This window comes from Nostoc sp. ChiSLP03a (assembly GCF_034531215.2).
Classification (GTDB): Bacteria; Cyanobacteriota; Cyanobacteriia; order Cyanobacteriales; family Nostocaceae; genus Nostoc.
Map to the genome: position 1 here is coordinate 17,415 of NZ_JAVRBQ020000126.1, position 13,040 is coordinate 30,454.

A 13,040-nucleotide genomic window follows, 5' to 3' on the forward strand; every position below is an offset into this window, starting at 1 on the left:
GCCTACTTTTTCTAGTTTTCTACTAACTTTAAAGTTATCTATATTAATAGTCCAATAACTCAGGACTACTTACCTTTTTTCTTATCTAGTGCTTCTTGGATAGCGCGTCTACAGAATTCTGGAGGGTCTTCTTGTGCTTTCACCTCTTCCTTCATTTCCTTAGTAACCCGGAAACTCAGATTATCGGTTAACTCTCTACTTGGTTGAGATGATTCAAAATTTTGAGGGTTACCCTTGGGGTTAGGCATTGTTGAGAGATATAAATAAGGCTTGATTTGATGTATACAAGGAAATAGAGTTTAAATCGGTAGGTATCATCCCTGGAAAAGTTGTTACCTACCGATACCACTTTTACAAGAGGTAACTCTATTTTATGTTCACGCGTTCCGAGTTAGAAATCAAAACCATCCCAGAATTACGTGACTTATGCCGTCGATACGGTGTTAAACCTACAGGCAGTGCGGCATACAAAGTCAGCTACCTTACTTCTCTGATGGCATTCCCTCAGCTAGCACTTGGGCAGCTAAGAGAAGAAAGGGGATTAAAATCTCCTGGACTTAGCGCCATTCAATTTTTTGAAGGGGTGATAGATGAAATGAATTCACCCACAGATGAGCAAGCAGCACTCATCAAAATAACCTTGGAAGGTAGGAGAATGGCTTACCCTGATAGATTTGACCAAGAGAACCTGCTGAATTTGCACAAAGCTAAGATGCACCTTGAAATGGTTGTTGGACTACTCAGTCAGTAACTATTTTCAATTTCTCGCTAAACTCCCTTCATCCCAAAGGGGAGTTTTTTTTCACCACTGCTAGGCCTTTGAGGTCATATAAACGTTAGTTTAAGAAGAAGTACGAGTTGTGCTAAATAAAAAGTATTTTTTAGGGATTTCTAGGAAACTAGTAAATAACTATATAATGAAAAACTTTCAGGAGGAGCGGTAGTGAGCCTACAAACTCTCGTTGACCAAGCCACCATCCCCCCAGATTCAGGGTCAGCATCTAGTCCCTTTGATACAGATAGCTTTAATGAAGCTGTCATGTCTACCTACGCTCGGTTTCCCTTAGCCCTAGAACGGGGTGCGGGATGTCGGGTTTGGGATACGCAGGGGCGGGAATATCTGGACTTTGTAGCGGGAATTGCTACTTGTACTTTAGGACATGCCCACCCAGCGATGGTAGAAGCGGTAACACGCCAAATCCAAAAGCTGCACCATGTCTCTAATTTGTATTACATTCCTGAGCAAGGTGAATTGGCAAAATGGCTTGTCGATCGTTCCTGTGCCGATCGCGTATTTTTCTGCAACTCTGGTGCTGAAGCTAACGAAGCCGCAATTAAACTGGCGCGGAAATACGCCCACACAGTATTAGACATTGAAAAACCGATTATTTTAACCGCCAATGCCAGTTTCCACGGACGGACTTTGGCAACGATTACCGCCACTGCACAACCGAAGTATCAAAAATATTTTGATCCCTTGGTTCCTGGGTTCCACTACGTAAATTACAACGATATTAACGCTGTGGAAGTGGCGATTAGCGAGTTGGATGAAGGCGATTATCGGGTAGCGGCGATTCTGATTGAGCCATTGCAGGGAGAAGGCGGTGTCCGTCCGGGAGATGTTGCCTACTTCAAAAAGCTCCGGCAAATTTGCGATGAAACTGGCGTTTTGTTGATTTTCGACGAAGTGCAAGTTGGTATGGGGCGTAGTGGCAAATTATGGGCTTACGAACATCTCGGCGTTGAACCGGATATTTTCACCAGTGCTAAAGGCTTAGGTGGAGGTGTCCCCATCGGTGCAATGATGAGCAAGAAATTTTGCGATGTTTTTCAACCAGGGGAACACGCTAGCACCTTTGGCGGAAATCCTTTTGTGTGTGGTGTAGCACTCAGTGTTTGCCAGACATTGGAAAAAGAAAATATTTTGCAGAATGTGCAAGACAGGGGCGAACAATTACGATCTGGATTGAAGGCGATCGCCGCAAAATATCCTCAGCACATTGGCGAAGTTCGGGGTTGGGGTTTAATCAACGGTTTGGAGTTACGAGCCGACATCGAGATAACCGCAGCCGATGTCGTCAATGCTGCTATCAAGGAGGGTGTATTGTTGGTACCAGCGGGGCCAAAAGTTGTCCGGTTTGTGCCACCGTTAATTGTTACAGAGGCGGAAGTCAATACTGCCTTGCAAGCTGTGGACAAGGCGATCGCAAATCTCACCAAATAAAACAGGAGTCAAAATACAGAATTCAGAATTGGTGAATACTCTACCCATAAAGAGATAGAGTTTTAAAGCGAGAATATTTTAATTTTTTCCGCCCACTATTTCACTCGCTTTTAACCAATATTCGTCACCCACTCGTACAGAATTCAGTATGAATTCTGACGCCTTGGCAAAGCGTCTCCGGCTTTGCTCCTAAGTTCTGAATTCTTCATATAGCAACAGCCAAAATGGTTAGGACATTAACAGACGATCAAATTTAGACACAAAAAGGCTTTTCACCCAGTCCCCAGTCCCTAGTCCCCAGTCCCTTGCTATATAAAATATTGTTTGTTTTGTGTAGAGACGTTGCATTGTAACGTCTCTTTTTCATTCTGGGGAAATTTCTCGATAGGCTTGCCGACATTGCTCATAATTGTCTGGCAAAATTTCAGCATTACTAAAACATAATTGCTCGTGAGTAGTAATTAAAGTTTCATAAGGCTGTATGGAAGTCACAGAAGATCGCAGCAATTGCAAATATTCTTCATCAGTACGGCTGAGTTTGTGGGGTGCAATCGCATTTTTATCCAACTGCTGCAACATCGCTAAATAAACACAACGGCAAGCCTCACGGTAGTTAGCTTGACGATAAAATTCTTGCGATCGCTCCAACAAAAGGGCTATGGATGACTCATTAGAGCGAGTTTTGACGCGAAAATCAGTGAGATTGCCACTTCTATTTAGCCAAGAATATATATAGGGACTGAATTCTCGCCATAATCGCCAACCCACCCACGCTACAAATAATCCCAGTACTAGCCAAAACAATAATTTCAGCAATTCACTAAGCCTTGGGCTAATTGACCATCCAGTAGGCAATTCTGGTAAAGCCCGTTCAAAGCGGTAAAACTGGTATTCCCACCATTCACCCGCTTGTTGTTGGAATTGAGACAAATGCCAATTCCAGCTAGTTTTTTCAAAAGTATCTGTCATAGGAGGGAGCGGGGAGTGGGGGAGCGGATGAGTAATGAGTTGGAGCAGGGAAGCAGAGGGGCAGGGGGCAGAGGAGCAGGGGAGCAGGGGACAAGGAGATAAACAAAACTCTTAACTCTTAACTCCTAACTCCTAACTCAGCACTCTAACGCCCAATGCCCAATGCCCAATGCCCAATGACCAATGACCAATGACCAATGACTAATGACTAATGACTCTTGACTCTTTTTTAATCATTAGCCAGCCGATGAGAACAAGTAGCGCACCGAATGCCAGAAATCCTAGATCCCAAGCTAACTCATTTGGGCCTGGTTTAACATGATGAACACCCAGAATTTGATGGTCAATTAAACCTTCAATCAAGTCAAACAATCCACTACCAATCAGTATCGATCCAATAAAGGTCTGTGATGACCAAGGAACATCATCACGTCTTCCAGCACGCCATAGTAACACAAGTCCAGTCGCGGTGAATACCCAATCCAAGGTATGAAATAATCCATCCCACACCATGTTCAAATCTATATTCGCCCTATTTGTCAGAGGCCTGATGTTACTGAGCATGTGATGCCACTGGAGGATTTGATGCAGTAAAATTCCATCAATAAACCCTCCAAGACCCACACCAAGAAAAATGCCAGCAGTGATTAGTGGTGCGCGTCGGTTGAGGGTTTCATTTTTCGCCTCCATTGTCAACCTCATAGATAGGCTTTTCTCCCAAAATACAACTCTTTTGAGAGAAATATCTTCTATCTTGAGGCAAGTACAATCGTTTAACTTAAATTAATCAATCTTCAAATTTAATCTGCATACCCGCTTTCATCGGGTCGAAATCTTGGGGAAAATGGGTGTTGCGATCGCAGTCTGCTTTTTCCAGGTTCGCTCCTTTAAGAGCGGCTTGGCGGAGATTCGCTGACATCAATAATGCTCCCCTAAGATCGGCATCTTTCAGATTAGCTTGACTCAAATCGGCAAAGCTCAAATCAGTTCCCCTCAAATTAGCGTTACTCAGGTTAGCTTCACTCAAGTCAGCATAACTCAGGTCAGATCCTTTCAAGTTAATGCCTTGCAAATCAGCATTACCCAGTTCTGCTTTACTAAAGTTCCGTTTTCCTGCTGCATAACTCTCCACAAGAGTAGCAGCACTATTTATCGGCTGTTGAAAATTGACTTCAGGCATATCACAGCGTCACAGATTGCTCGTTCTTACTTTCATCTTCCCCTTTTAATTACGAATTACGAATTACGAACTTGTACTGAGCGTAGCCGAAGTATTACAAATTACAAATTACGAACTAGTAATTATACTTCCTAAATGTAATACATTAGTTCCTTCTGTTGTCGGATCGATCTTCGTTCACAAAGGTCTTGGAGTGTATATTTTGCCAAAACAGAGTTAGCAGCTTGACGTGCTTCTTGCCAAACTTCCTGAATTAGCTCACCTTCTACCGTGTTGGGAGCCGGTTCACAGGGAGATACAGCAATATCTGACCCTTCCATACAGCTAAAAGCATCCAACACTGTGATCTTTCCGGGATCTCGTGCTAGAACATAGCCACCTTTGGCTCCGCGTATACTCTTAATTAAACCTCCACGTCTTAACGTTGCCAGGAGTTGTTCTAAATAGCGGTTCGGGATGTCTTGCAATGCCGCTATTTCTCGAATTTGTAGGGCTTCACCGTTAGGGTAGCAGGTTGCTAACTCTAACAGGGCTAGAAGTGCGTATTCTGATTTGTTAGAGATTACCACAGGCGTAATATTTTAAGCTCATATTTAAAGATACAAAGTCTTTGAGTTTGTTTCCCTAAGCTACTGCGAAGAAAAACTTTACAATCAACCTATTGTTGACCGGCTTACTCCACTTTAAAGACCTTCTTGCATACAAGCAATTACTTTTGTTTTTAAATTCGATAAATAAAAGTGATTAGACTTATTGCAAAAATATTTTTGCGCTCTTAGGGTAAAGGATAAAGGGTAAAGGGAAAGGATTTTGAGTTTCTTTACCCTTTTCCCCTTCACCTTTACCCCGACTTTTGCAAAAAGTTTATTAATTAGCTATACATGGAAATTTCTTGAAAATGGCAGAATGACTGTAAAGGTAGTTCCCGTATCGATCGCACTTTCAACTGTAATCTCGCCGCCGTGTAAATCTACAGCCTGCTTGACAATGGACATCCCTAATCCCATTCCTGGGATATTAGCTGTATTACTAGCGCGATGGAACGGTTCAAAGATGTGTTCAATGTCAGAAGCGGGAATGCCAATACCAGAGTCTTGAGTCTGAAATATAGCTTGCTCGTTGATAGTGGTTACAGAAAACCTAACTGTACTACCAATGGGAGAGTATTTTAGACAATTCGAGAATAAATTACTCAAGATTTGCCGTAGTAGTTTCGCGTCTAAATTAGCTTCTGTGCATTGGCACTCACTGCTAAAAACGATCGCATGTTGGGAGCGATCGCTCTGTTGTAATTCTTCTAATAAATCGCGGCAAAATTCCACTAAATTTATCGGTGTTGGATTAAACTCTAACTTGCTTGTTTCATCCTGACTCACCACTAATACATCATCCAATAACTGGGTTATATGCATAACTGATTTTTGAATGCGACGCAGGTGGGTCTGTTGTCGCTGTTCGCTCCAGAGGTGGCGATAATGTTCTAGTAGTTCTGCAGAAGAGTGGATGGTAGCCAAAGGAGTGCGAAACTCATGGGAAGTGATAGTGAGCAAGCGGGATTTAAGTTCGCTAAACTCCCTTTCTTTAGCAAGCGCTTGTCGCATCGCCTCTTCTGCCCATTGCAGCTTGGCTTGGGTTCGCTTGCTTTCGCTAATGTCGCGCAATAGCCAGCGCAGACTAACTAACTCACTAGATTGATTGCGGATAGCAGCAACCTTAACCGCAGCCATAATAGGTGTTTTGTCACGCGGTCGCAGGGTTACTTCCCATTCTTGCATTTTCCAGTCTGGAAATTGAGCGCGATCGCGCAGATGATTTAGTTTCAAATGAAAAGCAATTATTTCTTTCTCAAGTACAAAAATCCCTATGGATTTGCCCAACAACGAACTTTTAGAAATGTTAAGCAGAGTTGTAGCGGCTGAGTTAGCTTCCTGAATTATCCCTTTTGTATCAGTCACAAAATAAGCGTCTGGGACTTCCTCAAATAATTCTTGGTAGCGTTGATTTTCTGCTACCAAAGCCTGTTGAGTTTTGGATAATTCTTCATTCTGCTGCTTTAAATCTTCATTTACTAGTTGAAGTTCTTCCAAAGCCAGGTAAACTTCTTGAAATACTGCGGTAACGAGTTGAATATCTGCTTGTGCTTTTTGCTGTTCGTTCTGGCGTTGCAAGAGGGCGACGCGCTTACGCATGTTCTCTATCTGCAAAGCTAAATCGTCCGAATTCACGCTCTTGCTCCTAATTTCTAAAGTGGAGTTTGTTTTAGATTCCCTACTTAGACGATATTAGCTTTTGGAGTTTAGCAGTTATCAGTAATTTCAGTGTAGTTTTAGGTAGTTTTAGTTCTTTGGGGTGATTAGGACTTAAGACCTCTTGCAAAAGTAATTTTTGCAAGAGGCGGGAAAAGGGAAAAGGTTTTTATTGTTCCTTTCCCCTTTCCCCCTTACCCTTTTACCGACTTATGCAAGAAGTCTTTAATACAGCAGAATTCAGGAGTAAGAATTGGTGAATCGGCTACGCATAAAAGAAGTAAAATACTCTTTCTATCTGGCTTTAAGACGAATCTTTGTCTATTTCACCTTCCTGGAAATCTGCTGTAAGTAATCAAGCAGCTCTCGTTTATAGCACAAGCCTTGGTGGTTAGGACATCAACAGACGATACAACTTAGACACAAAAAGGCTTTTCACCCAGTCCCCAGTCCCCAGTCCCCAATCCCTTGCTATATTTAATGTTTTCGTTTAGAAATGTTACTCAATTGCTCTCGAAGGTCAGCCCATTTAATACCTTCTAGGCTGGGTAAAACAATATGAGCGGCTCCAACTCGCTCAACAGGGCCGAGTCCTATTGCCCACATCCCAGCAGCGAGAGCGGCTTCAACACCGGCTGCGGCATCTTCTACAACCACAGATTGCGCTGGTTCGATTCCTAGCTGCTTGGCTGCGTACAGAAAGAGGTCGGGTGCTGGCTTGGGTTCTTGTACGCTGTAACCATCAGCGATCGCATCTACTTTGTTCATAATGCCCAATCGCTCAATCACAGTCTGGGCATTTTTGCTTGCTGAACCAATACCGATCTTAATACCAGCTTGCCGCAGTTCATCTAACAAAGCGATCGCACCTGGTAACAAATCGTGGGATGTCATGTTTTGGATCAATTCCACATAGTAGCGATTTTTGCGCTCCATCATCTCCTCAATTTGTGCTTCCGAATACGCTCTATTCCCAAGAATCACCATCAGAGAAGCACGACGGGATACGCCCCGCAAAGCTTCGTTAGCTTCTCGATTAAACGGTATACCCTCTTCATCAGCTAGCTTTTGCCAAGCGAGATAGTGGAGTTCTGCTGTATCTGTTAGCACACCATCTAAATCGAAGATGAATCCTTGGATGTTGGGCATTGGGGATTGGGCATTGGGCATTGAGAATTGGTTGTCTGCGTTATCTGCGTTGTTTCCTTGTCTCCTTGTTCCCTTATCCTCATCCCCAATGCCCAATACCGGATGCCCCATGCCCAATACCGGATGCAAATCGAAGTCGTGCCATTTCCCGCGCCAGTGCAGTTTAAACTTTAGACGCGTCCAGCCAGGGGGTAGATGGGGGTTGGCTACAGGGCCATTTTCAGTTAATTGGATGCCGCCGAATCCAAAAATTACAGCTTGCCAAATCCCACCAGCACTAGCACCGTGAATTCCATCGTTGGTATTACCTCGGTTATCTTCAAGATCCACCATTAACGCCTGCATAAATTGTTCGTAAGCTTCAGTTGATTTGCCCAAATCGGAAGCTAAAATCGCTTGAACTGCTGGGCCAAGGGACGAACCATAAGTAATATCAGTGCGGGGTGCGTAGTAGTCCCAGTTTGTCTGCAATGCTTTTTCGTTATAGGGAAAATCTGCTGATTCCCGCATTAAATATAGGAGCATTAATACGTCTGGCTGTTTGAGTACTTGAGATTTGTTGGTTTTATCAATACCTAAGATCGGTTGCATGGAGCGATCGCGTGGTTCATAATCTGCTAAGTTGATATCTTCCAATTGGAAAAATCCCTCGCACTGCTCGATTAGTCCTGTTGATGGGTCATAGAAAAACAATATTTTGGCGACGATCTCTTGCCAGTGCGATCGCTCCTCTGGGGTCAGCTTTAGTTTCTGTTCTAGTTCGATGGCTCGTTCGGGAAATTTGTCAGCCAGCCAATCATAGACGGCGATCGCTTTCTCTAAATGCCATTGCGCCATCCGGTTTGTAAAGGCGTTGTTGTGGACTAATTCATGGTATTCATCCGCTCCGATTACTCCTTGAATTTCATACCGCGAGCGCTCAGAATTGAATTCGACTCGACTACCCCAAAACAGCGCGGCATCTAAGATAATCTCTGCGCCGCACTTTTGCATCCAGTCATCATCACCAGTGGCTTGCCAGTAGTTCCAGACTGCGTAGGGGATATCTGCATTGATATGAATTTCGCGATCGCGGCACCAAATCCGCACGTCTTCACCATAAAAATCACTGCCGATAGACCAACGTGGTGTCACTTCATCTCCAGTATCAGCACTTTCCCAGGCAAACATTGCCCCTTTATAACTGTAATGGCCTGCCTTGCGTCTAGCTCCTGGTAAGGTGTGCCAACGGTAACTGAGTAAGTTGCGGGCGATCGCTGGTTGGGTAAACAGAAACAAAGGCTGCATAAAAATTTCTGTATCCCAAAAAATATGACCGCGATAGCCAAACCCCGAAAGGGTTTTAGCGGGAATGCTCACTCTGTCATCATCCCGTGGGGCAGCAATCAGCAGTTGAAACAGATTGTAACGAACAGCAAAAGTAGCTGTGCTATCCCCCTCAATCAGGATGTCACTTTGCTGCCAAACCTCATTCCATGCCTGTTCATTAGCTTTTAGTAATGTTGCATAATCTGGCAGCTGTGCGAGTTTTTCTCGAGCTGCTGGAACTGGTGCTTCAATCTCCCGCGAGGTAAAAACGGTAACAAGTTTTTCCACCGTTACGGTCTGCTGCGCTTTAGCTAAGAAGGTTGTACTCAAGGTAGGATAACCAGGTGCGGTATTGACTTGCAAAGATGCTTCAGTGCCTAATATTGTCAACTTAGCTGCCATACCGAGTTCAATTCGAGAGTTGCGCGTGCGGCGTTGCAACCAGATTCCTTGGTTAGTCTTGCCCTGATCTAATTCTTCCCAGTGATTGAAACCCTGATTTTCGGGATAGCCATTGATGCTAGCTTGAACTTCGATTAATCCCTCAAAATCTATTGGTGTTAAATGGCAGCGTAACGCCAATACGTGCGGATCTGCAAGACTAGCAAAGCGTTCAAAGCTGATGTCTATGGTGTTCCCACTGGGAGAGCGCCAACGCAAAACCCGAGTCAGTAGTCCTTGGCTTAAATCAAGCTGGCGCTCGTAGCGCAATATCTCACCTCGATCGAGACGGAAGCGATCGCCATTTACAATTACTATCAAGGGTAGCCAGTCAGGGCAATTTACCAGTTCGGTGTATACTACAGGCACATCATCGTAGACACCGTGAATAAAAGTAGCTGGCAATGCATGAGGATAACCTTCCTCGAAACTGCCTCTGGTTCCCAAGTATCCATTGCCGATTGTAAAGACGGTTTCTTTGGAGTGCAATTGCTCAGGGTCAAACTGGGTTTCGATTAATATCCAGTCTGTGTAGATAAAATGGCGAGAACGACCTTTTGTTTGCATAAGTTGGCGAGTGGGGAATCGGGATTTTGAGTCTTTGAGCTAGATGAATGAGTCTTTGAACTCCGTTAATGAGTATTTGAGGTGGATTAACGGAGTTCAGAGGTGGATTAACGGAGTTCCGAGGTGGATGAACAAGTCTCTAATCCCCCTCATCCCCCAATACGGTTCGGTTAGTATATTTGGCTCTCGGAGATCCCCCCAACCCCCCTTAAAAAAGGGGGCTTTTCTTCCTATTTACCCCCTTTTTAAGGGGGGTTGCCGTAGGCGGGAGGATCAAAACCCGCACCGTATTGCCTCATCCCCCTCATCCCCCACTCCCCACTCCCTGATGTTTTTCCAAAATCTTTTCGACTCTAGGTTTATAAATGAGATGAAATAAGGTTTCCATGTAGCGATCTCTAGCTTCGTTATTTTCGGGAGCAACAAAGTTCCAAAAACTAAACATTTTCGCAAGCAGTAGTAATTGATTGCTATGTAAATGCCAATTATATTTGTGATGAATTCGCTGACTCATCCATTCTGAAACTTCTTGCCAGTATTTAGCATGAGTATCGCATTGTTCAAGGAAGTCTAAAATTTTCGTTGCTGTTCCTTCTAAATCTGTAGGATTAACATTAAATTGGTTTTCTTTGTTCTCGATAATTTCTAAAGAACCGCCAAATTGAGTAGCAAAAGTTGGCAAGCCAGAAATCATCGCTTCCAAAATACTCCGACCGAAGGATTCAAAACGGGCAAAATGGACATAAATTCCTTGAGAATCTGCAACTACTCGGTAGGCTTCGCCGATGTCCCGGCTAGGAACACGCATCCCCACCCAGCGAATCTTGCCTTGGAGTTGATATTGGTCGATAATGTCGTGGAGTTTTTGAATTTCTTCTGCTTCTTCTGGGTTGCTAGCTTCGTGTAAATGCAGTTTAGTAGTTAACAGAATCAGGTTACAATGCTCTTGTAACGCTTGACTTTTACCAAAACATTCAGCTAGACCAGTGAAATTTTTGATTGAATTGATGGTATCAAGGGCAAAGATTGGTCGATTATTGGGGCGTTCTAAATAACCAAGAATTTGTGCATCTTCGCGGGTAAAGAGTAAATCGTGGATTTGTGTGCCAAGTTTAGAATCTCGGTTTTCTTTTTGGCTGTAGGGAAAGAAAATATTTTCATTTACTCCCGGCGGCACAAAGTTAAATTTAGGACTAAACAAATCAATGCCATCAACTACATGATACAACTGCGGCATCGTAAACCACTTGTATGACTCGTATTGACCGATGGTATCAGGCGTACCGACAATTTCTTGATAGGACGATGTGATGATAAAATCGGCTGCATTCATGCTAATCAAATCGGCGGTAAATTGTGCCGAAAAATGATATTTATCTTCTAAATCTTGCCAATATAAATTGCTAAATAGATGTTTAGGTTTTTCTAAAGAATGGGCAATGTTACACTGAGTGACTTTCATTCGGCGAGATAGCAGAAAGGCTACTAAATTACCATCGCTGTAATTGCCAACAACTAAATTAGGTTTGCCTTGGAATTGAGCTAGTAATTCTCTTTGTGCATCTACAGCAAATTGTTCTAAATAAGGCCAAATATCGAATTTAGAAATCCAATTATTCGTAATCTCTGGATTGAATTCACCAAAAGGAACGCGCAATATCCAAGCATTTTCAGTATCTTGGACTTTTTCTAAGGGCAGGTTACAAAATGTGCCTTCACAGTTAGGAATTAATCGAGTCAGAATAATCACATGGGGTTTAATGCCTAGCTGATCGAGTCCAGCGAGTTTGATTTGTTCGCGTAGTTCGTTTTCTAGGCTGCGAGCTTGTTCGAGGACGTAGATAACTTGACCGAGTGTTTCATCTCTTCCCAAAACATCCTCCTGTCCAACCCAGCCGTGGACAGAAACGAGGACGACGCGAAAGATGGCGGGAACGCGGGCCACAAAAGCTTCTAAAATGGCGGGTTCTGGAGAGTAAATGAGTCGGTCGAGGAGTTCTAAAGTTTCAGAAACTCGCGCCGCAGTGTTACCCCAACCCGGCTCAAAGCCGAGTTCTTGGAGATCAAAGCGGAATTTTTCATAAGGTTCATCAGGCGATCGCTCGCTCAGGAATTTCAGCGCTAGCTTAATTTGTTTGGCTAACTGAATACCGGAGTCAATGCGATCGCTTAACAACAGACGAATACCATTGCATTGCAACCTATGTAATGCTTTAAATAACATTTCTACCCAATATTCAGAGTCAGTCAACAATTGATTGCACAGATAACGGTTGAGGAAGGCTAAACCTCGACCAATATTTCTCGCATCGTCAATTTTTGGAGAACTCTCATAGAAGGGGTGGAGGTCGATTTCGAGGATATGGGGTTGGTAACGGTTGACTAAACGATCTCTCACATCTAACAGCGCTTGAGGTGTCATCTGCTCGAACCTGCTATCGGCTGTCAGTTGCCAAACTTCTTGATTCGCAATTCTCGGTCGAATCACGAACCAAGTTCTTTCCTCTTCGAGAATGATTTCGTGGGTATATTGTATTAGTTTGCCAACAGAAGAAGAGTGGTAAAAATAGGCTGGCTTTTGGGATTGATGACAGTAATCAGCAAAGAAGAGCAAAATCTCATTTCTTAGGAAGTAATGCTTACCTGAAACACTCAACGCATAAATCAACTGATGTAGAGCAGTTTTTTCATCACCGTTGGAGAGAGCTTGAACTAGTTCATACATGATGACGAATTCCAGAAATTTAGTTAGGTGATAACCTCATTTTTCTTTCCAGTTTTCGGTTTGCTGAGGTATATTCCCCAAATTATTATAAATGACTATAAAAATCTTTGCGTCTAGCTCTGGGATGAAAGGCTGTGAGAACTTCAAATCTATGGAATGAGCAAGTAGAGGAAGGTAGCAAGGGAAAATTATTGAACTAAGTACTAAAGCAAAATTGAAGCGATCGCTACT

At 43.4% G+C, this 13,040-nt stretch carries 10 protein-coding genes; 2 read left to right on the forward strand and 8 right to left on the reverse strand.

The window, feature by feature from the left end:
* Positions 1 to 65: 65 nt before the first annotated feature.
* Positions 66 to 248, reverse strand: a complete 183-nt coding sequence (locus RMY32_RS20450) for a hypothetical protein (RefSeq protein WP_229458098.1) — start codon at positions 246 to 248, stop codon at positions 66 to 68.
* 125 nt (positions 249 to 373) lie between these two features.
* On the opposite strand from RMY32_RS20450, the gene RMY32_RS20455 reads away from it, so the two are divergent.
* Together RMY32_RS20455 and RMY32_RS20460 are read left to right on the forward strand one after the other, a co-directional pair.
* Positions 374 to 751 (forward strand): hypothetical protein, encoded by a 378-nt coding sequence (locus RMY32_RS20455; protein WP_322711602.1) that lies wholly within the window; start codon positions 374 to 376, stop codon positions 749 to 751.
* A gap of 192 nt (positions 752 to 943) precedes the next feature.
* A complete protein-coding gene (locus tag RMY32_RS20460) occupies positions 944 to 2,224 on the forward strand; it encodes an aspartate aminotransferase family protein (RefSeq protein ID WP_322711603.1) in 1,281 nt (426 codons plus the stop codon).
* 363 nt (positions 2,225 to 2,587) lie between these two features.
* On the opposite strand, the gene RMY32_RS20465 is transcribed toward RMY32_RS20460, so the two are convergent.
* From RMY32_RS20465 to RMY32_RS20495, 7 genes are all read right to left on the reverse strand, one after another.
* Complete coding sequence (locus tag RMY32_RS20465) at positions 2,588 to 3,193, reverse strand: DUF4129 domain-containing protein (RefSeq protein ID WP_322711604.1); 606 nt, start codon at positions 3,191 to 3,193, stop codon at positions 2,588 to 2,590.
* A gap of 201 nt (positions 3,194 to 3,394) precedes the next feature.
* A complete protein-coding gene (locus tag RMY32_RS20470) occupies positions 3,395 to 3,883 on the reverse strand; it encodes a DUF2243 domain-containing protein (protein WP_322711631.1) in 489 nt (162 codons plus the stop codon).
* A gap of 97 nt (positions 3,884 to 3,980) precedes the next feature.
* Positions 3,981 to 4,373: a pentapeptide repeat-containing protein gene (locus RMY32_RS20475; RefSeq protein ID WP_322711605.1), complete on the reverse strand. Its 393-nt coding sequence runs from the start codon at positions 4,371 to 4,373 to the stop codon at positions 3,981 to 3,983.
* Positions 4,374 to 4,504: 131 nt separating this feature from the next.
* Entirely contained in the window at positions 4,505 to 4,942 is a 438-nt protein-coding gene (locus RMY32_RS20480; RefSeq protein ID WP_322695353.1) for an Rrf2 family transcriptional regulator, read from the reverse strand.
* A gap of 306 nt (positions 4,943 to 5,248) precedes the next feature.
* Positions 5,249 to 6,598, reverse strand: a complete 1,350-nt coding sequence (locus RMY32_RS20485; protein WP_322711606.1) for an ATP-binding protein — start codon at positions 6,596 to 6,598, stop codon at positions 5,249 to 5,251.
* 498 nt (positions 6,599 to 7,096) lie between these two features.
* Positions 7,097 to 10,084 (reverse strand): beta-phosphoglucomutase, encoded by a 2,988-nt coding sequence (gene pgmB / locus RMY32_RS20490; RefSeq protein WP_322711607.1) that lies wholly within the window; start codon positions 10,082 to 10,084, stop codon positions 7,097 to 7,099.
* 304 nt (positions 10,085 to 10,388) lie between these two features.
* Complete coding sequence (locus tag RMY32_RS20495; RefSeq protein WP_322711608.1) at positions 10,389 to 12,809, reverse strand: sucrose synthase; 2,421 nt, start codon at positions 12,807 to 12,809, stop codon at positions 10,389 to 10,391.
* Positions 12,810 to 13,040: the final 231 nt, after the last annotated feature.

Coding starts and splice junctions, on each gene's coding strand:
- RMY32_RS20465 (WP_322711604.1), bottom strand. CDS start 3,193: ATGACAGATACTTTTGAAAAAACTAGCTGGAATTGGCATTTGTCTCAA.
- pgmB (WP_322711607.1), bottom strand. CDS start 10,084: ATGCAAACAAAAGGTCGTTCTCGCCATTTTATCTACACAGACTGGATA.
- RMY32_RS20495 (WP_322711608.1), bottom strand. CDS start 12,809: ATGTATGAACTAGTTCAAGCTCTCTCCAACGGTGATGAAAAAACTGCT.
- RMY32_RS20450 (WP_229458098.1), bottom strand. CDS start 248: ATGCCTAACCCCAAGGGTAACCCTCAAAATTTTGAATCATCTCAACCA.
- RMY32_RS20455 (WP_322711602.1), top strand. CDS start 374: ATGTTCACGCGTTCCGAGTTAGAAATCAAAACCATCCCAGAATTACGT.
- RMY32_RS20475 (WP_322711605.1), bottom strand. CDS start 4,373: ATGCCTGAAGTCAATTTTCAACAGCCGATAAATAGTGCTGCTACTCTT.
- RMY32_RS20470 (WP_322711631.1), bottom strand. CDS start 3,883: ATGGAGGCGAAAAATGAAACCCTCAACCGACGCGCACCACTAATCACT.